Source organism: Pseudomonas sp. JZ114 (genome assembly GCF_051027705.1).
GTDB classification, from domain to species: Bacteria; Pseudomonadota; Gammaproteobacteria; order Pseudomonadales; family Pseudomonadaceae; genus Chryseomonas; species Chryseomonas luteola.
On the sequence record NZ_CP069256.1, the window covers coordinates 1,862,155 to 1,884,346 of the forward strand.

18 protein-coding genes are annotated in these 22,192 nt (G+C 55.2%); 8 read left to right on the top strand and 10 right to left on the bottom strand.

What is annotated here, in order from left to right; genetic code table 11:
- Positions 1-1,320: a DEAD/DEAH box helicase gene (locus tag JQR90_RS08685; protein WP_434140738.1), complete on the top strand. Its 1,320-nt coding sequence runs from the start codon at positions 1-3 to the stop codon at positions 1,318-1,320.
- A gap of 43 nt (positions 1,321-1,363) precedes the next feature.
- On the opposite strand, the gene JQR90_RS08690 is transcribed toward JQR90_RS08685, so the two are convergent.
- The 4 genes from JQR90_RS08690 to JQR90_RS08705 form a co-directional block, all read right to left on the bottom strand.
- On the bottom strand, positions 1,364-3,187 hold the full coding sequence (locus JQR90_RS08690; RefSeq protein ID WP_150347553.1) for a sensor domain-containing phosphodiesterase: 1,824 nt from the start codon (positions 3,185-3,187) through the stop codon (positions 1,364-1,366).
- Positions 3,188-3,401: 214 nt separating this feature from the next.
- Complete coding sequence (egtD, locus tag JQR90_RS08695; protein ID WP_434140739.1) at positions 3,402-4,361, bottom strand: L-histidine N(alpha)-methyltransferase; 960 nt, start codon at positions 4,359-4,361, stop codon at positions 3,402-3,404.
- 2 nt (positions 4,362-4,363) lie between these two features.
- Positions 4,364-5,647 carry an ergothioneine biosynthesis protein EgtB gene (gene egtB, locus JQR90_RS08700; RefSeq protein WP_434140778.1) on the bottom strand — a complete coding sequence of 428 codons (1,284 nt, stop codon included), beginning with the start codon at positions 5,645-5,647 and terminating at the stop codon, positions 4,364-4,366.
- Positions 5,648-5,845: 198 nt separating this feature from the next.
- Complete coding sequence (locus tag JQR90_RS08705; RefSeq protein ID WP_434140740.1) at positions 5,846-7,063, bottom strand: maltoporin; 1,218 nt, start codon at positions 7,061-7,063, stop codon at positions 5,846-5,848.
- 202 nt (positions 7,064-7,265) lie between these two features.
- On the opposite strand from JQR90_RS08705, the gene JQR90_RS08710 reads away from it, so the two are divergent.
- The 3 genes from JQR90_RS08710 (at position 7,266) to JQR90_RS08720 (ending at position 14,892) form a co-directional block, all read left to right on the top strand.
- Positions 7,266-8,759 (top strand): MFS transporter, encoded by a 1,494-nt coding sequence (locus JQR90_RS08710; RefSeq protein ID WP_010798063.1) that lies wholly within the window; start codon positions 7,266-7,268, stop codon positions 8,757-8,759.
- A gap of 116 nt (positions 8,760-8,875) precedes the next feature.
- Positions 8,876-13,246: a DNA glycosylase AlkZ-like family protein gene (locus JQR90_RS08715; RefSeq protein WP_434140741.1), complete on the top strand. Its 4,371-nt coding sequence runs from the start codon at positions 8,876-8,878 to the stop codon at positions 13,244-13,246.
- Positions 13,247-14,286: 1,040 nt separating this feature from the next.
- Positions 14,287-14,892, top strand: a complete 606-nt coding sequence (locus tag JQR90_RS08720) for a methyl-accepting chemotaxis protein (RefSeq protein ID WP_376738964.1) — start codon at positions 14,287-14,289, stop codon at positions 14,890-14,892.
- A gap of 37 nt (positions 14,893-14,929) precedes the next feature.
- Here the strand turns inward: JQR90_RS08720 and JQR90_RS08725 are convergent, their stop codons facing one another.
- Complete coding sequence (locus tag JQR90_RS08725) at positions 14,930-15,658, bottom strand: TorF family putative porin (RefSeq protein ID WP_010798066.1); 729 nt, start codon at positions 15,656-15,658, stop codon at positions 14,930-14,932.
- Positions 15,659-15,988: 330 nt separating this feature from the next.
- Complete coding sequence (locus JQR90_RS08730; RefSeq protein WP_019365038.1) at positions 15,989-16,912, bottom strand: DUF6279 family lipoprotein; 924 nt, start codon at positions 16,910-16,912, stop codon at positions 15,989-15,991.
- A 210-nt stretch (positions 16,913-17,122) separates the two neighbouring features.
- Between JQR90_RS08730 and JQR90_RS08735 the strand changes: the two genes are divergently transcribed.
- Positions 17,123-17,269: a PA1414 family protein gene (locus tag JQR90_RS08735; protein WP_010798068.1), complete on the top strand. Its 147-nt coding sequence runs from the start codon at positions 17,123-17,125 to the stop codon at positions 17,267-17,269.
- A 312-nt stretch (positions 17,270-17,581) separates the two neighbouring features.
- Positions 17,582-18,721, top strand: coding sequence for a PQQ-dependent sugar dehydrogenase (locus JQR90_RS08740; protein ID WP_010798069.1), 1,140 nt, complete (start codon positions 17,582-17,584; stop codon positions 18,719-18,721).
- A gap of 24 nt (positions 18,722-18,745) precedes the next feature.
- Here JQR90_RS08740 and JQR90_RS08745 read toward each other — a convergent pair whose 3' ends face one another.
- From JQR90_RS08745 to JQR90_RS08755, 3 genes are all read right to left on the bottom strand, one after another.
- On the bottom strand, positions 18,746-18,895 hold the full coding sequence (locus JQR90_RS08745; RefSeq protein ID WP_010798070.1) for a hypothetical protein: 150 nt from the start codon (positions 18,893-18,895) through the stop codon (positions 18,746-18,748).
- Positions 18,896-18,980: 85 nt separating this feature from the next.
- Positions 18,981-19,589, bottom strand: a complete 609-nt coding sequence (locus JQR90_RS08750; RefSeq protein ID WP_010798071.1) for a hypothetical protein — start codon at positions 19,587-19,589, stop codon at positions 18,981-18,983.
- 78 nt (positions 19,590-19,667) lie between these two features.
- Positions 19,668-19,877, bottom strand: coding sequence for a cold-shock protein (locus JQR90_RS08755; protein WP_010798072.1), 210 nt, complete (start codon positions 19,875-19,877; stop codon positions 19,668-19,670).
- Between the two features lie 243 nt (positions 19,878-20,120).
- Between JQR90_RS08755 and JQR90_RS08760 the strand changes: the two genes are divergently transcribed.
- Together JQR90_RS08760 and def are read left to right on the top strand one after the other, a co-directional pair.
- Positions 20,121-20,969 carry a CvfB family protein gene (locus JQR90_RS08760; RefSeq protein ID WP_010798073.1) on the top strand — a complete coding sequence of 283 codons (849 nt, stop codon included), beginning with the start codon at positions 20,121-20,123 and terminating at the stop codon, positions 20,967-20,969.
- Positions 20,970-21,003: 34 nt separating this feature from the next.
- Entirely contained in the window at positions 21,004-21,543 is a 540-nt protein-coding gene (def, locus tag JQR90_RS08765) for a peptide deformylase (protein WP_010798074.1), read from the top strand.
- 5 nt (positions 21,544-21,548) lie between these two features.
- On the opposite strand, the gene JQR90_RS08770 is transcribed toward def, so the two are convergent.
- The gene (locus tag JQR90_RS08770; protein WP_010798075.1) at positions 21,549-22,178 is read right to left on the bottom strand and encodes a DsbA family oxidoreductase; all 630 of its coding nucleotides are present in this window, start codon (positions 22,176-22,178) and stop codon (positions 21,549-21,551) included.
- Positions 22,179-22,192 lie beyond the last annotated feature (14 nt).

The window sequence follows — 22,192 nt, forward strand, 5'->3', positions numbered from 1 at the left end:
TTGTTTTCCGATTTCGACCTGCACGAGCGTCTGCTCAAGGCACTGGACACGCTGAAATTCAAAAAGCCCACGCCGGTTCAGGAGGCCGCCATCGGCCCGGCACTGGATGGGCGAGACCTGCGTGTGACTGCCCGTACTGGCAGTGGCAAGACGGCTGCCTTTGTCCTGCCGATTCTGCATCGTCTGTTGTCCGAGCCCAAACCCCAAGTGGGTGCTCGGGTGTTGATATTGCTGCCTACCCGCGAGCTGGCCCAGCAGACGCTCAAGGAAGTCGAGCGGTTTGCCCAGTTCACGTTTCTAAAGGCCGGACTCATTACCGGAGGTGAGGGGTTCAAGGAGCAGGCCGCGGCGATGCGTAAGAATCCCGAGATTCTTATCGGAACGCCCGGACGGCTGATCGAGCATCTAAATGGCGGTAGCCTTGAGTTGGACGATGTCGATTTTCTCGTCCTGGACGAAGCCGACCGGATGCTTGACATGGGTTTCTCCGAAGATGTGCTTAAACTGGCCGACGCGTGCACTTCAGAGTCCCGACAAACGTTGCTGTTCTCGGCTACCAGCGGCGGTAGCTCCCTGCGTACTGTCATAGAACATGTCCTGCGTGAGCCGGAAGTGCTCATGCTTGATCGCACCGGGGAACTCAACGAGGCGGTCACCCAGCAGATCATCACTGCCGATGACGTGGCTCACAAGGAGCGCCTGCTGCAATGGTTGCTGGCCCACGAGACCTATCGCAAGGCCATTGTCTTTACCAATACCCGTGTACAGGCCGACCGCCTAGGTGGCGTGTTGACCGCCAGCAACATCAAGGTTTTCGTTCTGCATGGCGAAAAGGACCAGAAAGACCGCAAGCTGGCGATGGAGCGCTTGAAGCAGGGCGCCGTGTCCGTGCTGGTTGCTACGGATGTAGCGGCCCGTGGCCTGGATGTGGAAGGCATGGATCTGGTCATTAACTTTGATATGCCGCGCAGCGGGGATGAGTATGTCCACCGTATTGGCCGTACCGGACGTGCCGGCGAGGCGGGCATGGCAATTTCGTTGATCTGCCATACCGACTGGAACCTGATGTCCAGCATCGAACGCTACCTGAAACTGCGTTTCGAGCGGCGCGTGGTGCAACCGCTTAAAGGCACCTATCAAGGGCCGAAGAAGCTCAAGGCGTCTGGCAAGGCTGCCAGCACCAAGAAGAAAAAGACCGACATCAAGAAGCCAGTGACGAAAACCAAGACATCGCCACGGCCCAAGCGCCCCAGCGCTTCCAAGGTGGTCAGCCAGGATGGCATGGCGCCTCTACGGCGTAAGAAGACGGACGCGGAATAAACGAATTGGCCCTGTTGATTACAGGGCCAACTTCGTTTCAAGGCTAGTTCGTTGCGTAAGACGAGGAGAAAGGCGAGCCGCCCTGGCCAGAGGTCTGAGGCGTTACGGGTCGCCTGAGCCAGTGCTCAAGCTCAAGCGCACCCATGGGTTTGGCAATGTGGTAGCCCTGACCTTCATCGCATCCTAGCGCCAGCACGGTGTCCAGAATCTCGGGTGTTTCCACGCCTTCCGCGGTGACTTCGTATCCCAGGCCGTGTGCCAGTTCCACCATGGTGCGAACGATGAGTGCGTCCTTGTCGTCGCCTGGCAGGCAGCGAATGAAACTCTGATCGATCTTGATGTAATCCGTTGGTATCTGGCGGAGATAGATCAGGTTGTTGTATCCCGTTCCAAAGTCATCGATTGAGATAGAAGCTCCTAGATGCCGAAGCGCATCCAACTGGATGCGAGCGTTCTCAAAATTGCACATGAGAGAATTTTCCGTCACCTCGAACTCCACGCAGGAGGGCGGTACGCCATGTTTGGCCATTTTTTCCGCTACCCGCTCGGCAAAATCTGGATCGTCCAGGTCGTGGGACGAAATGTTGATCGACACATTGAAACAATGGCCGTCTGCTTTCCAAAGCGCATACTGGCTCAAGACAGCATCGATGACCCAGTAACTGATAGAGCGAATCAGGGCCGTTTTCTCAGCCAGTGCTATGAATTCGGTAGGCCCGATGGCGCCCAGCTTTGGGTGAGCCCAGCGCAACAGGGCTTCCACGCAGCGGCAGGCACCCGACTTGAGGTCTACACGAGGCTGATAAAACAGGGAGAGCTGACCTTCGCTGTGCAGGGCGACCGGCAGGCTGCTCAACAGGGCAAAGGCCCGTTGCTGAGCAAGATCGTGGGCGGAGTCGTAATAACGGCTCCCCATTCTACGTTCGCGGGCTATATCGGCCGTCGAGATGAGCGCCCTCAGCCAATCACGGGTGTCGCCGGGCTTGAGCTTGAGAATCCCAAGACCGGGACGGGTTTCAATCGGGATGCCGTTGTAGTCGATAAGCCCTGTCATGCCGCGCTCGATGCAATCAAGCACTTCCTTGCCTTGCAGATCGGTCATGCCGTGGACCAGAAATGCAAAGCGGGCCGTACCGATGGAGTACAACCGTATCCCCGAAGGCATCAGGGAAAGCAGTCGCTCCTTGATGGACTGGAGCAGTCCTTCGTAGTGGTCCTGGCCCAGCGCATTGAGCAGGCCATTGAGATAGAACGGGTCGAACACATCCATGGAGACGGCCAGCAGCTCTTCGGAGCTGCGCAGCATCGATTCGGCATCTTCCAGCAGACGGCTGCGGTTAGGCAGCTGGGTAATAGGGTCTACGTAGCTGAGTGAACGCAGCGTCTCGATGCGCTCCATCAGCATATCGCGTAATTTACTGAGGAGTCGTACCTGGGCACCACTGAGCTCAGACCGTGGGTTGGTATCTATCAGGCATAAGGTGCCTAAGGCCAGACCTTCGTGGGTCCGTAACGGGATGCCGGCATAGAAGCGTATGCCAGGGTTACCGGTTACCAGTGGATTATCCTTGAACCGTGGGTCGGTCTGGGCATCACGCACCTGCATGATGTTTTCATCCAGGATGGCATGAGAGCAAAACGAGATATCCCGAGGCGTTTCCTGCGCGTCGAGTCCGCGGATAGACTTGAACCATTGTCGATGCTCATCCACCAGCGAAACGATGGCAATAGGCACGTCGAAGAGTTCGGTAGCAATTTCGGCTATGTGGTCAAATGCGGGGTCAGCTGGGCTGTCCAGCAAGTTTGAACTGCGTAAAGCAGCCAAGCGCTCTGTTTCATTAGGCGGAAGGGCAGCGCCGTTACTCATAAGCTAAATCCTGCAGACATGTCTGCTAAATAACACACCCATACTTTCGCATGAGCGCTCTACAGCTCATTTCCACTAAACAGTTAGTAATCGCAACGGTTTAGTACAACTATAGGAATAGCTTAGCCTTGGCATCTGCGCCAGAGTGGCGCATCGGCATCATGAGTACCCTAACGGTCAGCTCTTAACGACGCGGCTGACCGCTGCTCGAGCGCTATCGTCCCAGATAGTGCACGCTAAAGAGGGCCGCGGGATCTTTCCATACGGCTATTGGGGAAAAACCGGCTTCCCGGCTCAAGGTTTCAAATCCTTTCAGACTGTATTTATAAGAGTTTTCGGTATGCAGCGTTTCGCCCTGACGAAACATGAAGCGCTGGTCTTCGACACGAATCGTCTGGGCGCGGCGGCTGACCAAGTGCATTTCAATACGAGACTGCGGTTCGTTATAAAAGGCGTAATGGCTGAAGCGCGAAGGATCAAGGTCGGTATCCATCTCCCGACGGATACGCTCCAGCAGATTGAGGTTGAATGCCGCGGTAATGCCCTCAGCATCGTTATAGGCCGCCTCCAGGCGGGCCTTGCTTTTGACCAGATCCACACCGATCAACAGTCCGCTGCCCGGTGGTAGTAATCGGTGAAGGTTGCGCAGAAAGGAGCGTGCTTCTGTTGGCGTGAAGTTGCCGATGCTCGAACCGGGAAAGAAGGCCAGTACAGGCGCTTTTCCCAGCGTTTGTGGAAGCTTCATCGGCTGTGTGAAATCCGTGCACAGCGCACTTACGTCCAGCCAGGGATAGTCGGCGGCCAGGCGGTGCGTGCTGGACAAAAGAAAGTCTCGGGAAATGTCCACACCCAGGTAGCTTTGAGGACGCAGGGCTTCCAGCAGGAGCCGAATCTTGCGGCTGGCACCACTGCCCAGTTCCATGAGCGTCATGCCGGAGCCTGCAATAGCAGCGATATCGCCAGCCGCTTCGGTCAGGATGCGCTCTTCAGTACGAGTCGGGTAGTACTCTGGCGTACCGGTAATGGCTTCGAACAGTTCGGAGCCGCGCTGATCATAGAAGTACTTGGGCGGAATGGCCTTGGGTTCGGCTGCCAAACCATTCAGGACATCTTCACGTAGGGAGTCGCTGGCGACGTCCGGTTGTTGATCGTAGAAGCGAACCGCTAGAGCCATGATCAGATCTCCTTGGCAAGGCGAAGGCCGGCGAATTGCCAACGCATGGCTGGGTAGAAGAAGTTACGGTAGGTCGCGCGAATATGATCGGCAGGGGTAGCGCAAGAGCCGCCCCGCAAGACCATCTGCCCGGACATGAATTTGCCGTTGTACTCGCCCAGACTGCCATCCAGCGGCTTGAAGCCGGGGTAGGGGCGATAGGCGCTGCCGGTCCATTCCCAAACGTCTCCAAACAGCTGGCAGGGTTGATCGGGCGTGTGAGTCCTATAGGCCACAGGCGAGAGATGGTCCTGCTCGACAAAGTTGCCTGTACGCGAAAGACCGGCGGCGGCCACTTCCCATTCGGCTTCGGTTGGCAGGCGGGCGCCGGCCCAGCTGGCGTATGCATCCGCCTCGTAAAAGCTCAGGTGACAGACGGGTGCCTGTTCATCGACAGGTTGCAGGCCGCCCAAGCCCATGGCGTACCAGCGGCCGTCTACGTTCTCCCAGTAGAGGGGTGCTTGCCAGCCGGCCTGCCGCACTTGGCTGAAGCCATCGGACAGCCAGAGATCACTGCGGCTATAGCCCTGATCTTCGATAAAGGCCATGTACTCACCGTTGGTGACCAGGCGATTCGCCAACTGGAACTCATCGACAAAGACGCGGTGGCGTGGTGTCTCGCAATCAAAGGCAAAACCGTCACCGCTATGGCCTATGTGGCGTACGCCAGCCGGATATGAATGCCATGTCAGCGGAGTGGAATCAGCGTGTGTGGCTGGCTTGAGATCGTGCCGATACACCGGATGGAGAGGGTTCTGGGCCAGGATATGCTTGATGTCCATGAGCAGCAGCTCCTGATGTTGCTGCTCATGGTGTAGCCCGAGTTCTGTTCGACGGGCGATTTCTTCAGCATGCTGTTCCGGCAGATGGTTCAGCAGTTCGAGCATGGCCTGATCGACCCATTGGCGAAAGCCATAGACCTCTGCAACGGTTGGACGGGAGATCAGCCCGCGCTTGGCTCGTGGGAATGGGGTGCCATGGGTTTCGTAATAGGAGTTGAACAGGTAATCGTAAGCGGGATCCAGCGTCTTGTAGCCCGGCAGGAAGGGCTTGAGAATGAACGCTTCGAAAAACCAGGTCACGTGGGCCAGATGCCATTTGGGCGGACTGACGTCTGGCATGCTTTGAATCAGGTAGTCTTCGGTCTGAAGGGGAGCACAAAGCTTTTCAGTAGCGGATCGAACCTGTGTAAAGCGTTCGATGAGGCAGCCAGGGGTGTCGAGAGCGAAGGCATCCACAGTGTTCATCTCGCGGGCGAGATGGCTCATGGCATTATCTCCAGGTCGTTCCGACAGATGCCGGAGGTGGGCTTCGTAGAACGGACCCGGAGATAAACTTAAAGTTCTTTCTAGAATAGAGCCGACTAAGATCGATTGCTTCTGGATGGTCGAAGGCTTATAGCCGTATCGGGGCTGATGTCAGAATACGGCTATAATGCTACCGCTTTACCACCAGGTTTCCAATTGCACGCCGAAGTTTGAACCGTGACGCTGAGAGCCGAATGCCCCTGAATCAGACAGTGCAGTGTCTTGCGCTGCGCTTAGCTGAGCGGCGCGGTTCCACTGTGCATAAGTCCAGTAGAATCGGATTTCGGGACGATCCATCAGGCCCATCCCGCCTAACGCAAGGGTGGGAGCCACGGTGAACTTGGTCAATTTGCGTGTGCCGCCTTCTTCAGGATCGATCTGATCGTGGCCTGCTTCTACCAGAAGCTTGAAATGCTCGCTGAACGCATAGGATGGGCGGACACCAAAGGAGTACCACGTCTGGCCAGCGTTGTTAGGCGCGCGGTCACGCTGTACCAATGCCAGCAGCATTCCGCCAAAGCGCGGGGTAATCTGCCAGCGGGGCGATTCTAGAACCCTTATGCTCTTTACATCCTTGTCGGCTTGTACGTTACCGGTCTGGCCAAGCCCGATACCGGGACCTTCGCCGTATTGAACCGTAAACCGGTTCTCGCCGCCAAAGAAATTCACCTGCTTATGTTCGGCCGAGATGGACCAGCCACTGTGCGAGTCTTCAACATGTCCGGCTTTCTGAATGTAGCTCAGGCCAATTTCAATCTCGGCGTCCTTGTTGGCCTTAATGCCACCCAGGTTGATGTCGTGTCGGTTGGCCTTGTGCTTCTGTTCGATATTGTCTTCTCGGGAGAAGGCATAGCTCAGGCGTAGTCCTGTGTCGCCCAGGCCATAGTCCTCGATACCCGCGCCTGTGCCGCTTGGGTTCCAGTAGTAGAAGTCATTGATGTGAATGTCGTGACGCTTGTAGTAGCGGCGACCGAACCAGAGGCCACCGCCGTTCAGTTCGGGCAACGCCAGACTGGTCCAGATTTGTGGCAAGCGGACATTGCCATTGTCGCCGCTAAACGTGGGTGACTGGTCATAGACATTGTAAAGGCTTGCCATGCCGTGCAATTTCCAGAGCGTCCCGTCAGTGCCCTTGTACAGTTCCTGGTGACCCTCTAGCTCCCAGTAGGTCTCGCACTCGTTACCCAAGCGGTATTTGGCAGGTGCTCCTGGAAGCTGAAAGCAGGACTGCTTACCGCCTGCATCGGCACCCCCTATACCAACACGTCCGTACCCATCAAATTCGAATGCCTGCCCTGTGAGCGGAAAGATGCATGCTAAAAAAGCCGCAGAGGTGCCGCGAATCATTGTTTTCATTAGTTATTTTCTCTATCCCGATAACGCAATAGTTCTTTTTTTAAAAAAAGCTTTTCTCGGACTCGCTGTTTCTCGACGAGTTGCGTAGCGCCTCGCTGAACTACTTTTGTATGACCTAGCTCTCAATTTGTAGACGAGCTGTACAAAAGTGCCAGTCGCATCGCTGTGCGGCCCCTTTATAAAAATAGTGAGGACAAGAAATATGGCGGCCTCAGATGTTTCCGCTGTCCAAGAGACGGATTCCCCTTCTGGCAAAAAACTGCACGAGCACATTTACGAAACCAACCTTCCGGCCCGGCTCGACCGCCTGCCCTGGGGGCGCTTTCATACCCTGTTGGTCATGGCCCTGGGTATTACCTGGATTCTCGATGGTCTTGAAGTCACGCTGGCGGGTTCGGTAGCCGGCGCCTTGAAGGCGAGTCCCGCGCTTCAGTTGACCAATGCTGATGTTGGATTGGCAGGTGGCGTTTACATCGCCGGTGCAGTTCTGGGGGCGTTATTTTTTGGCTGGCTGACGGACCGGCTAGGACGTCGCAAGCTCTTTTTCATCACACTGTTTCTCTATGTAGGTGCAACGTTTCTGACGGCGTTTTCCTGGAACCTGTGGAGCTTTCTGCTGTTCCGCTTCCTGACAGGCGCAGGCATTGGAGGCGAGTACACGGCCATCAATTCCACCATTCAGGAATTCACGCCAGCGCGTTATCGCGGCTGGGTTGACCTGACGATCAACGGCTCGTTCTGGGTGGGCGCAGCCCTGGGTGCCATGGGCTCCATTGTGTTTCTGGACCCCGAACTGCTTCCAGGCGACCTGGGGTGGAGAATGTGCTTTGGCATTGGGGCAGCGCTCGGGTTGATCATTTTATTCATGCGCATGTGGATACCCGAAAGCCCGCGCTGGCTCATGATTCATAATGAGCCGGAAGAGGCCAAGCGCATTGTCGATAACATCGAAAAACGCTTCGAAGCCGAAGGCTACAAGCTTGAGCCGGTCGATCCCAAATTCCATTTGCGCATGCGCGGTCGGGACCATACGCCACTCAAGGAAGTCTTCCAGAGCTTGTTTGTCGTGCATCGCCAACGCGCATTGGTAGGCATGACCCTACTGACAGCTCAGGCCTTTTTCTACAATGCAATCTTCTTTACCTATGCGTTGGTACTGACAGATTTCTATGATGTACCCTCAGAAAATGTCGGCTGGTATGTACTGCCATTTGCGCTCGGTAATTTCTGTGGTCCACTGCTCCTGGGGCGACTGTTCGACGTGGTTGGCCGCCGGATCATGATCAGCTCTACCTACGCTATTTCAGGTGTCCTGCTCATCATCACAGGCTATATGTTCCAGCAGGGTATGTTGGATGCAACGACTCAGACGATTGCCTGGATGGTTATCTTCTTCTTTGCATCGGCGGCAGCCAGCTCGGCTTATCTGACCGTTGCCGAAACCTTCCCGCTGGAAATCCGCGCCTTGGCGATTGCAGTGTTCTACGCCTTTGGTACCGGGCTTGGCGGAATTATTGGCCCAACCCTGTTTGGTCAGCTGATTGAGAGTGGTAGCCGAGTCAACGTTTTCTATGGTTACGCCATTGGCGCTAGCCTCATGATTGCAGCAGGGATCGTGCAATCGATCTGGGGCGTGGCAGCCGAACGCAAGTCACTTGAGTCAGTCGCGCGACCGCTGTCGCTGGCAGACAATTGAGTCAGAAGGCTTGATGCAATCGTCTGTCACTAAGCCGGGCGAAGTGGAGAAATCCACTCGTCCGGCTTCGTTTATACCGCCTTGTCTGTTATCGAAGTCGCTCCCATAGTGGGATCATGACTTATCCTTTACGTCCCGCTTCCAGCCAAGAGACTCTGGCAGGTTTTCATCCTGCCGTGCAGTCCTGGTTCTCGCGTACCTTCGCCTATCCAACCCAAGCCCAGCAGCATGCCTGGCCTGCCATCAGGGCAGGACAGTCGACGCTGGTCGCAGCCCCTACCGGCTCTGGCAAGACCCTGACAGCCTTCATGGCGGCAATCGATGAACTGGTACGCCTGGGTGTTGAACACAACGGTGCCTTGCCGGATGAGACCTGGGTTGTTTACGTTTCACCGCTCAAGGCGTTATCGAACGATATTCGAATCAATCTGGAAAAGCCGCTCGCAGGTATCACGGCTGAGCTTGAACAGTTTGGTTTGCCGCCTGTAGCGATCCGAACGGCCGTCAGAACAGGCGATACACCGCAGCGCGAGCGTAATGCCATGCGTAAACGGCCGCCACACATCCTAGTGACGACGCCAGAATCGCTTTATGTACTGCTGGGCTCAGACTCTGGACGCGCGCTTCTACATACGGTGCGCAGCGTCATTGTGGATGAGATCCATGCCATTGCTGACGGAAAGCGGGGCAGTCATTTGAGTCTTTCTCTTACGCGCCTGGAGGCCTTATGCGAGCGGTCTCTGGTGCGTATTGGATTGTCGGCTACACAAAAGCCTATCGGCGCCGTCGCGCGCTTCCTGGTGGGGTGCGATAGAACAGGGCAGGAAAGACCTTGTGCGGTCGTTGATATCGGCCATGATCGTGTTCGGGATCTTGCTCTTGAAGTACCGCCCGCTCCGCTGCAGCCTGTGATGTCCAATGAAGCGTGGGAAGGGCTTTATGATCGTCTGGCCGAGCAGGCTGAGGCCCATCGAACGACGCTGATTTTCGTCAATACGCGCCGTATGGCCGAGCGCATGGCCAGGCATCTGACGGACCGGCTCGGCAGTCGGGCAGTGGCCGCCCACCATGGCAGTCTGGCCAAGGAGCAGCGCCTCGATGCCGAACAGCGCCTCAAGCGTGGCGAACTCAAGGTGCTTGTAGCAACCGCATCGCTGGAATTGGGCATCGATATTGGTGAGGTTGATCTGGTCTGCCAGATCGGGTCACCTCGCTCCATTGCCGCTTTTCTTCAGCGTGTAGGCCGCTCGGGTCACCATGTTGAAGGGATTCCGAAAGGGCGACTGTTCCCAACGTCTCGGGATGATCTGATCGAATGTGCAGCGCTGCTTGATTGCATCCGACGTGGCGAAATGGATACGTTGGTTATTCCTAGGCAGCCGCTGGATGTGCTGGCACAACAGGTCGTAGCGGAAACCGCATGCCGTGAGTGGGACGAGGACGCCTTGTTTACGCTGGTCCGATGTGCCGAGCCCTATGCGGCACTGTCACGAACTGACTTCAACGCGGTAGTGACGATGCTGTGTGAAGGCTATAGCCATCGGCGAGGTGTTCGGACCGCCTATGTGCACCGCGACGCCGTGAACGGGCTCTTGCGCGGTCGTCGTGGTGGCAAGATGACTGTGGTCATGAGCGGTGGGACCATTCCTGAAACCGGCGATTATTCTGTTGTGCTGGAGCCGCAGGGGCATGGGATCGGGACGGTCAATGAGGACTTCGCGGTCGAGAGCCTGGTTGGCGATATCTTTCAGCTGGGCAATACGTCCTATCGAATTCTCAAGATCGAAAGTGGACGTGTCCGCGTTGAGGACGCACAGGGTCAGCCGCCCAATATTCCATTCTGGCACGGCGAAGCACCTGGGAGAACAGATGAGCTCTCACACGGTGTTTCGCGCTTGCGTCATGAGCTGGAGCTACGCTTATCCGATACGGCGTCGGTCATCGAATGGCTGAAAGTGGAAAAAGAGCTTCCAGCGGCGGCGGCTGAGCAGATCGTCGATCATCTGGGACGTGCTCGACAGATGCTGGGTGCGTTACCGACCCGGCAGACGCTGGTAATGGAACGGTTTTTCGATGAGGCAGGCGGCATGCAGCTTGTCATTCATTCGATTTATGGAAGCCGTGTCAACCGAGCCTGGGGACTGGCGCTGCGCAAGCGATTCTGCCGCCGTTTCAATGTGGAGCTGCAAGCGGCGGCGACAGAAGATGCCCTGATCCTTTCGCTCTCTACGAGCCATAGTTTTCCGCTGGAAGAGGTGTGGCGTTACCTGCATTCAACAAGTGCGGAGCACATTCTTATACAGGCGCTGCTTGAGGCACCGCTTTTTGGCATTCGCTGGCGCTGGAATGCCACCACCGCGTTGGCCTTGCCGCGGTTCACGGCAGGTCGGAAGGTCGCGACTCAGGTCCAGCGGATGCGCAGCGATGATCTGCTGGCAACCGTTTTTCCCGATCAGGTGGCTTGTCTGGAAGACATTGTTGGCGAGCGTGAGGTTCCCGAGCATCCGCTGGTCAAGCAGACCCTGCATGACTGCCTACAGGTATCCATGAATAGCCGCGCCTGGCTGGAGCTGCTCGGGAATATCGAGGCGGGTACGGTCGCGACAAAGGTTTGCGATCTGCCTGCACCGTCACCCCTTGCAGCCGAAATTCTTACCGCACGTCCCTATGCCTTTCTGGACGATGCTCCTTTAGAGGAGCGCAGAACGCTGGCTGTGATGAATCGGCGTTGGTTGGATTCCGCGACTGGCGATGACCTGGGTGCGCTCGATGCCGAGGCGATTGACTCAGTACGGGAGCAGGCCTGGCCGCAGGCACGTGATGCCGATGAGCTGCACGAAGCGCTCACAGGACTGGTGTGCATGACTGAAAAAGAGATGTCTGCGCAAAACAGCTGGAAACCGTTTCTGGCCAGGTTACTCAAGGCAGGGCGGGTATGCCGTGTTGTTACGCCGCATCAGGTCTTTTGGGCCCCGGTTGAGCGTGTACGCCTTTTGGAACTGGTTTATCCGGGAATGACACGTGATCCTGATGGCTCACTGCCTGTCGAACTTGATGAGATATGCACTCGGGAAGAGGCGCTGGTAGAGCTCATACGTGCCCGGCTGACAGGCTTCGGTCCGCTGACGTTAAAAATGCTGAGCCAGCACACGGGGCTTTCAATCTCAGAGCTCATGGTGGCACTCGCTGCACTGGAGCAGGAAGGTTATGTTTTGCGGGGGCGTTTCACGCCTGTCGCTGCTGAAGAGGAATGGTGCGAGCGTCATCTGCTGGCTCGCATTCACCGCTATACCGTCAACCGGCTACGTCGTGAGATTGAGCCGGTGAGTTGTACGGATTTCATGCAGTTCCTGTTTGACTGGCAGCACGTCACACCTGAGACCCAGGCCAGAGGGATCGAAGCCTTGTCAGCGGTACTGACCCAGCTGGAAGGGTATCAGGTGGCTGCTGCAGGCTGGGAAAGTGAGATATTACCTGCGCGCCTGCCGGATTATGGCTTTCATTGGCTGGATGATCTGTGTCGTAGCGGGCGTATGGTGTGGATGCGCCTGGATCCCGTAAGCAAAGCTGCTGGCGGACCTGTACGAGCTTCTCCCATTGTTTTATTGCCCAGACGCGACTTGGCTGTCTGGAATGCGCTGTCTGCTCATTCGGCCGAGCCGGAGCTTTCACCTAAGGCACAAAAGGTCATGGATGCCCTGTCCCGTCGCGGCGCGCTGTTTTTTGACGAACTGATGAGCGAAGCTCGTTTGTTGCGGACAGAGCTGGAAAATGCCCTGGGCGAGTTGGTCAATACAGGGATGGTCAACGCAGACAGCTTTGCCGGATTGAGGGCGTTGTTACTGCCAGCTGCCAAGCGAGGCAGCCGTACCACGAGTCGTCGGGGCAGGGTGCCTCTGTATGGCGGGATGGACGATGCAGGCCGCTGGGCATTGATTCGGCGGCCTGCAGCAGAAGCCGAGCAGCAGGTATCCAAACCCCCACGCTGGGGTGATGACGTCATGGAGCACATTGCCTGGGTGTTGCTGAGGCGATATGGCGTCATCAGCTGGCACCTGCTGGCACGGGAGGCAGACGCCTTGCCGCCCTGGCGCGAACTGCTGCGCATCTACCACCGTCTCGAAGCGGGAGGAGACATACGCGGCGGGCGTTTCATAGCGGGTCTTTCCGGTGAGCAGTTCGCCTTGCCGGAAGCTGTTGCGCTACTACGCGCCGTGCGAACACGTGCCGCAACTGAATGCTATGTGCGTATTGCCGCCGTAGACCCACTCAATCTTGCCGGTACACTGCTACCTGGAGCCAAGGTTCCTGCGGTCATGGGGAATCGGCTGCTGTTCAGAAATGGCGTACCGATTGCGGCCTGGGTGGCCGGTAAGTTCAAGGCGTTGATCGCCTTAGAGCCAGAGGAAGAACAAAAGGCCCGGCTACTGCTGATTCGAGGTGACGCCTACCTTGCACAGACAGGCGTAAGCAGCGTTTATGAATAGTGTGCTCATTACTTTGCCATTTGTCGTGATTAGATAAGTTTAATCAGGCGCTTACTCAATAAATTCAGGCAGCAGGTCGATACCTCCTACGACACGACTGTGTCGACCCATTAAACAATTATTTCTTGGTAGAGGGCATGCCTGTGTCCGAGTCCGTTTACTCCCTAACTACCTACTACCGCAAGGCCGATAAGTTGATGTTGGCTGTGGTTTGGGTCATGTTCGTCTATTCGCTCTGCCTGACCTACTGGGAAGGAAGTCTTACGCAGGCCCTGCTTGTCGGTGGAGCACTGGCTGCTTTGCCCACAGTGCTTTATAGCGTTGTACCCGGCTCACGCCTGATGCGTTGCACCATAGCCGTTGTATTCATGGGTTTTGCTGCATTGCAGATCCACCTCTTGCGAGGCATGGAAGAAATGCACTTCGGCGTCTTTGTACTGTTGGCGTTTCTGGTGTATTACCGGGACTGGTTACCTATTCTCATAGCGGCGGGCGTTATCGCTGTTCATCATGTTGGATTTTATGCAATCCAAGCGTCAGGATGGGATCTGCATGTCATCCATCGTAGCGAAACATGGGGCGTTATTTTCCTGCATGCGTTTTATGTGGTGTTGGAAAGCGCCATTCTTATCTATCTGTCGCTTCATACCCGTAAGCAGGCGGTTGTCAGTGAATCCTTGTTACTGGCAGTAAACTATCTGACACGTCATGGTCAGGCGGTTGATCTGAGCTATCGCATTTCACTGAAAAACGAACTGACAGACCGGTTCAACAGATTTCTTGACTCGCTCGATCACACTGTTGGAAGTGTCGTTTCTAACAGCCAAGGGCTCTCTGTTGCCGGTGAGGGTATGGCTAAAGCCACTTCTCACATGCGTGAGGGCTCACGCATACAGCATGAGCAAATTACTAAGGTTTCATCTGCTATTGATCAGATGGGAGCCACAATCGGTATAGCTGCTGAACAGGCTCAGCAGGCTGCTCAAGTAGCCGGCCAGGCGACTGAGCGTGCTTATAAAGGCAGTACCGATCTGAATGCCATGCAAAAGGAGTTCAGCCTTCTGGCTGAGCATCTTGAGGGAACCGATGAGGAAATGCGCGCTTTGGCCGCTCACTCTCAACAGATCGGAAAAGTACTGGAAGTCATCAAGGCGATTGCCGAGCAAACTAACCTTCTGGCGCTTAACGCAGCCATCGAGGCGGCCCGGGCTGGAGATCAGGGTCGAGGGTTTGCGGTGGTGGCAGATGAGGTGAGGGCATTGGCGCAGAAGACAGCGGCCTCGACCTCAGAGATCGAAAACATCATTGGCTCATTGCAGATGGGAAGCAAAAGTGCAGTAGAAGCCATGCAGGAAAGCCGAGAGCGCGCGGTTCGCTGCGCTAGCGATGTGCACAAGAGCGCTCAGTCCTTGCAATTGATCTCCGATGACATCCGTGCCATTAACGATATCAATGCGCAAGTAGCAGCTACCTCCTGTCATCAGGTTGAAGTCACTGGCGAGGTAAGTAAACACCTCTACTCTGTACGGACAATCACCGAAAAGAATGCTTTAGAAGCGGAAGGGCTTGAGCATGAAAGCCAGCGTTTGAAAAGCCTCTCAGAGCAGTTCCATCAATTGAGTAGTGTTTTCAAAACCAGCCTTTAACCTATTGCATCCAGCGGTCCTATGACCGCTGGGTGACTTAAAACAGAGGGTGCGACGCCTTTAGCAATAAAGCGGTATCGCAGTAGGCGTTGTGTCCTGAATAGGATGAGCAATCCTGTCCCTGAAGACTGGTTCCGGTGTAAGAAAAGTTGAACTGAGTATCAGCCCATTTGCGGGTCAGATTTACCGACCAATCATTATACGAGCGAACCATGTCGCCACTTGCCAGCGTCACCGGCGAGTTCAGCATGTAATTTCCATAACGCATGGAAAGGCCCATTCCGAGAATCGGAGTAGTACCCAGGTCCGCGTAAAGAGATGTGTTGCTACGGTCGGGATCATTGGCGAACGCCGCGCCAAAGCGGCTACCGAGAATGCTAATACCGGAGTAGATTTCCCGGCTGGGTTCTACGTCCTGCGTGACGTGATCGTAATTGATCAGGCCGAATTCATAACCGTATCCGCTGCTAGCAAAGCGATGCTTGTAGCCCGCATAAGTGTCCATTTCAATGGACAGGTTATCCGCGGAGGATCCGCTGTTCGCCGTCCACTGGCCAAAATACAAGCCAGTGTCATGGGTGAAATCCAGACCGCCATTTACTGCGCCGTTAGAAGGCTTGACGAGCCCCTGGGCCATAGTGCGCGTCTGGGTCGTTCCCAGGGTCATATCGAAGCCGCCCAGGTCACGCTGCAAGAGCGTCTGGGCTGTAGCAGGACCGGAGGCAAGAGCCGCCACAATAAAAACAAGCCATGAAGGGTTTGGCATGGGTTTCACTCCCCTAGGTTTAACAGGAGCGGCGATTGCTCAGCAGCCTGCACTAGCAGGCAAACAGCCAGAGGCCAAAGCAATGCCTGACGTCAACATTCATCCGTGGTTGAGCAGGTAGTTAATATTCAAAAAAGTCCGCCACGTGGAGCACGCTACGTTCTTGTTATGACAGGAGGAGCCAGGGCACTCAGGCACGTAAAACAGGCTCAGGGGAATAATATCGATCTAGCCGAATTGGAAAAGGTCATTCGTCGGTTAAATTTTGACCAATATTACAAACTTAGGAATAAGACCTCAGGTAATTACTCAACAGTTCCGCTGATCGTGCTAATTTTTCGTTCTATCGCACCGTTGAGGTTCAAGGTCTTTTTGTATATCCGTTAATCGACTGACGATCTGATTACGCTGTGTTTCATCCGTGGTTTTGTACACGTCGTCAATAAGCGAAATCGCTGCCTCCTGAGTTTTCGAAAAGCTTTCCCGGTAAGCAGGCGTCCACAGGCTTTCCCGATCCTGCAGCAGCTGTTTGACGCGCTGTGGGAAATCTGGCTCGCCGCGATGTTGCAAGGCCTCAAGTAGTTCTCGCTGCCACTGAATCCGATTGCCGACCCAGGCCTGATTTTGATCACCAAGTTGCACCGACCATTGCATGATTCGGTCTTTCTGAGCCGGATTGAGCGAGCCTGTCCAGAAGCTGATGCGTTCCTCCATACGAGCGGCCCGATCTCGAATCTGTTCGCCGCGAGAAGGGTCGAGGTACTTTTTACGACGGTCCCTGATGTCACGGTCCAGCTCTTCCTTCAGCTCTGCGACCTGCTGATCGGTCAGCTGTTTTAACAGATCGGTACTGGTCGGTGTGATTTCAACCGCCAGGGTATCGACGGCCTGTTTGAGTTCATCCATGCGAGCCCTGATCGTTACTGGGGATACCTGCTGGTTACGCACCATAGTCTTGATGCCATCCATCCACTCCAGATAGCGAGGCAGCTCGTGGCTACAGTGCCAACGCAGATGGTCCGCCAACCGTTCGTCAAACCAACGACGCTGCTCGGAGTTCATGTCGAGGTAATCGTTCATCGACCACGGTATAAGCGTATTGAGGTGCTTATAGGCAAATCCGACACGGGTACAAGCCCCGACGCTTAGGGCAATGGCAAAGATGACCAGCCAGGGTGAAAGCGGAACACGCATGAATACTGCCTCTTCCAGAGCACTACTGTTTAGTCCTTCAAAAACTGGTTCTGGTTGCATACTTGTCTGTTTGCAACGTAGCGCACAGGCCGTTTGGGTTAAGCGAAATATAGTGTTACGGCTGGGGCAATAGTTCTGGAATTGAATAGGGCAAAATTGACTCAATATTAAGGTAAGCCTGCCGATAATCTGTTGAGTGCGTTATTCAGGCAATTTTCCGGCAGACACGTAGTCTCTGTATTACAGGTAGTAGATCTCAGGAGATCGGTAATGAAAGAACGTATTCAAGAGCTGGCGTCCAAATTGATCGAGGCGCTGGGCCTGGCTGATCAGCCGCGTCTTCAGCCTATTCCTGTGCGCAGCCGCGAGCGGGAGCGTTTGGCAGAAGAGCAGCGTCGTCGCGCACGTCGTCGCTAACCCCTACTTAAATTCTATGCATTGAACGCTTGTCTTTGCCGTAGCCCGTATAGTCAAGTCGGTAACGGCAACGTCCAATGCAGGAGTCGATGCTGATCACGGCTCCTCTTCCCTGATTAACCCCTGCAACCTGAATCGCTAACACTGCTTTCACAGCACTGATCTGCTATAGGGTAATACCATCCCTGTTAAAAGGTGCCGAAACGGACTACGTCTGTAAGCGTTCGCTTATTGTAACTGTCTATGTGAGTGGGCCTTTTTAGCCGAAGTAAAGCGCTACAGTCAGTTTTCCGGTTAAAAAGGGGGAACACTATGTTTAAGTGGGCGTTGGCAGCAGGCGCGTTGCTGTTAAGTGATGTAGTCATTGCTCAGGGACAGGTCGCTACCTATCCCAGTGAGAAAGGCAAGGTGAGCGTTACGGTCATTAAGAAAGGCTTGGACCATCCGTGGGGGCTGGCTTTTTTGCCTGATCAAAAGGGAATGCTGGTAACCGAGCGGCCCGGGCGCCTACGTGTACTCAAGAGCGACGGCTCTGTATCTAACCCTATTGCAGGCTTGCCGGATGTCTACAATCGCAGCCAGGGCGGCTTGATGGACGTGGCTTTGTCTCCTTCTTTTGCTGAAGATCGTCTTATTTATCTCAGTTACTCCGAAGGGGGAGGCAAGGATGACAAGGCTGGTACGGCGGTTGGGCGAGGCACGCTCTCTGCTGACATGACCCGTGTGGAAGGCTTTACCGTGATTTTCAGGCAAGAGCCCAAACTTTCCACCGGTGCGCATTTTGGCTCACGGCTGGTGTTTGATCAGCAGGGCTATCTATTCATTGCGCTGGGTGAGAACAACCAGCGTATCACGGCGCAGGCGCTCGATAAGCTCCAGGGCAAGCTTGTTCGCATCAAGGCCGATGGCACCGTTCCGAACGATAACCCCTTTGTAGACCAGTCAGGTGCTCGCCCGGAGATCTGGTCCTATGGGCATCGCAACCAGCAGGGCGCGGCCCTGAATCCCTGGACCGGACAGGTCTGGACGAATGAGCATGGGCCTCGTGGAGGAGATGAGGTCAATATTCCGCTGGCAGGTAAAAACTATGGTTGGCCTGTGGCTACCCACGGGATCAACTACTCCTATACACCCATTCCGGAAGCAAAGGGCAAGGACGTACCAGGGACAGAGCAGCCATTGTATGTATGGGAGAAGTCGCCGGGCGTCAGCGGCATGGCCTTTTACTCAGCCGATCGGTTTCCCGCCTGGAAAAACAGCCTCTTCATTGGCGCTCTTGCTCAAGAGAGTCTGATCCGGCTGCAGCTGGAGGGCAACAAGGTTGTCCATGAGGAGCGTTTGCTGGAAGAAAAAGGGGCACGTATCCGGGACGTTCGCCAGGGACCTGATGGTTATCTGTACGTATTAACGGATTCGTCAGAAGGGGAAGTGTTGAAAATAGGGCTTGAATGAAGAAGGGCGCATACGCGCCCTTTCTTAGTTATAACCCGTGCCGTCTTTCATGCGATCAGGGCTGTTGGGAGAGGGCGGGTTACGCTCCGAATCCACCTGGGCATGTTCTGTGCGGCGTGGCTTTTCTGCTTGATCTCTTTTTTCGTTTTCGGCATTTCGCGTTTGTTCAGTCATGGCTCACCTCGCATTGCGTGGTTATGAATGGCTCATAAGGTGTGACTGAACTTATACAGACCCGTTCAATGTTTTCGGCCAACGGTCATTGCAGTGTCTGTAACGTTGGCTGCTCAGCTATCAAGGTCTTTAGCAGCTCGTTGACCTGCCGGGTAAAGGTATCGGTAATCGCTTCGCCGGTTGTATGTCCCATGAAGGGAAGAAACCAGATACCCATCCAGGTCTTGATGGAATCATCGTTACGGTGCCGGGCAACTGGGTGCAGGCTAGGGTCGAATAACTCGCCTGTCAGGGTAAAGTTGTCCTTGGCCACGCCGGGGACAATAAATAGCGTTGCGCCGGTAAGCATGCCGCTGGCAACAGAAGCTGCCATGGCGCTGTGGTTGTATAGCTTCAACTTGAGTACGTAATCACCAGGCTCGGCACGATCAGGCGCCAGGTTGTAATGACTGAAGAGCTCCGAGGTCTGCAATGCCTGGATGAGGGCCGGTTCCAGGCCTTCACGCGCTACTGGAATGGATCGGGCATTCCCGTCGTCGGGTTCGCCCCGGTAGAAATTGAATTCCACGTGTAATCCAGGACGGGCGAAAGACGGCGAAGCGATGGGCGCTGGTGTAGGGGCGACCTGATCGCCTGGAAACACCGCACATCCTGATAGGGTCAGAAGCAGAACGAGTCCCAGTTTACGAAGCATATATCACCCTGTTATCTGTCGTGCAGGCATAAAAAAAGCCCAGCTTTGCAGCGGGGCTTTTTCGAGAAGTCGGGGTAGTTAGACTACCTGAACCTCATCAGCCTGCAGGCCCTTCTGGCCTTGCACGACCAGGAAGGAAACGGCTTGACCTTCCTTCAGGCTCTTGAAGCCAGTGCTCTGAATGGCACGGTAGTGTACGAAAACGTCCGGGCCGCTCTGCGGAGTGATGAAGCCGAAGCCTTTTTCATCGTTGAACCACTTGACGGTACCGGTTTGGCGAGTAGACATGGATTGCTCCCTGAACAAAGATTTTTGACAGCGCTGGAACTGCCCAGGCTGCAACTGAGTGCAAAGAGTCACCACTGCTAAGCGTGGCCATGGCCTCGCCGATAAACGGTACACGTGCAACACAGTGCAGGCACTGTAACGCTTTCGAAGATTTTGTCTAGCCCTTTTGCCAGGGCATTTCATGGTTTATCGGTTGAGCAGAATATGTCAGGTATGATAGTGGCTTCTTAATGAGGTACTAGCATGGCTTTAATCGGGCGTTTTAATAGTCTGCAAATTATCAAGCGGACGGACTTTGGCTTATATCTGGATGCCGAGCAGGACGGTGAAATCCTGTTGCCGAACCGCTATATCCCGAAGGATCAGCCCAACGAGGCGGGTGATTGGATCAATGTATTCGTTTATCTCGACAGTGAAGACCGGATCATTGCGACGACTCAAAAGCCCAAGGTTCAGGTAGGGCAGTTCGCCAGTCTGAAAGTGGTCGAGGTCAACCGTATCGGAATTTTTCTGGATTGGGGCCTACCCAAGGACCTGTTGCTCCCGCACTCCGAAGAAAAGCGCCCGTTGCAGGTTGGGGATTACTGCGTGGTCTATGTCTATATTGATCAGCGCACCCACCGAATTACCGCAACGGCGCGCCTGGATCGATACCTGGATACCGTACCGGCGTCTTACACAAGTGGTCAGGCAGTCGATCTGCTGGTGGCCGAACAAACGCCCATGGGCTTCAAGGCCATTATCGAAGGGAAGCATTGGGGACTCATTCATCAAAATGAGGTCTTCAAGTTTCTGCGTAGCGGTATGCAGGAAAAGGGCTTTATCAAGGAAGTGCGCCCCGATGGAAAGATCAGTCTTTCCCTGCAACCGTTGGGACGTCAGGCTGTCGATGCGCTGGGTCAGCAGATACTTGGGCTGGCAAAAGCCCGCAATGGCGTTCTCGAAGTCAGCGACAAAAGCTCGCCAGAACTGATCAGCAAGCTGTTCGGCGTCAGCAAGGGGACGTTCAAGAAGGCCATTGGCGGTTTGTACAAGCAGGGGCTGATCGTTATATACGACGACAGGATCGAATTACCTGAGACGGACGATTGATAGCCGCCTCACCTGAACATTGACGGAGGCAGAAATGATTCGTGAACTGGTGAGAATGGGTGATGAGCGCTTGTTGCGCATCGCCAAACCTGTGCCGGCATCCATGATTGGCAGCCAGGAGCTGGATGCGCTGGTGGCGGATATGTTCGAGACTATGGAACAAGCTGGTGGTGTGGGTTTGGCTGCTCCGCAGATCGGTGTGGATCTGCAGTTGTTCGTAATGGGCTTCGACAGCAGCGAACGCTACCCGGATGCACCTGCAGTGCCCCAAACCGTTGTTATCAATCCTGTGATAACGCCGTTGTCACAAGAGATGGAGGAGGGGTGGGAAGGCTGCCTTTCCATCCCCGGCCTGCGCGGTGTCGTTGATCGGTATGCCCGTATCCGTTACAAGGCAGTGGACGCGAGAGGCGAAACGATTGATCGGATCGCTGAAGGTTTTCATGCGCGCGTGGTGCAGCACGAATACGATCATTTGATCGGGCGGCTCTACCCGTCGCGTATCACTGACTTTTCCCGGTTCGGATTCACGGATGTCCTCTTTCCGGAAACCTCACCGGCAGCTCAACGCTAGCAGGCTCAGCGTTGAGTCGTGAGCGTCTCGATTGCCCGTGTGAGACGCTCATAGTCCACCGCGCCGCTAAGCTGGGTTGCTTCTTCGTAGGCTTGGCCTTCCAGACGGATTAGTAAAGTGGGCACCGCTGTAATACCCAGTGTCTGGGCCAGCGCTTCATCGTCGAGCACGCTCTGGGTATGACGATTTTCTTCAAGCGCCACACCTAATTCGAATGTATCGATGCCCTGCAGGTTTGCAATATCCAGCAGGATGTCGTCACGACCGATGTCGCGCCCTTGTTCAAAAAAGGCCTTGAATATCCCTTGATGCATGGCATCGAACTGTCCAGATTGCCGGGCATGTTCAGCTACTTCCAGTGCTCGTCGGCTACGGGGTTGCACGGGAGGCAGGCGCAATGTCAATCCCCGTTCTTCCGCCATGGGATATACCGCTCGCGCCCATGTGCTGCGTAAGTAATGGCTATCCGGGATAAGGGTTGGGATGGGGTCTGGTCTCAACTCGAAGGCATGCCATGTAACGGTCAGCCTGTCGCCATAATGCGCCTTCAGCTGATCGAGCAGCGGCAATTCCAGATAACAGAATGGGCAGACGTAATCGCTCCAGACGTCGATGTGGATAGGCAGTGTGCTCATAGGACTCTCCTTTG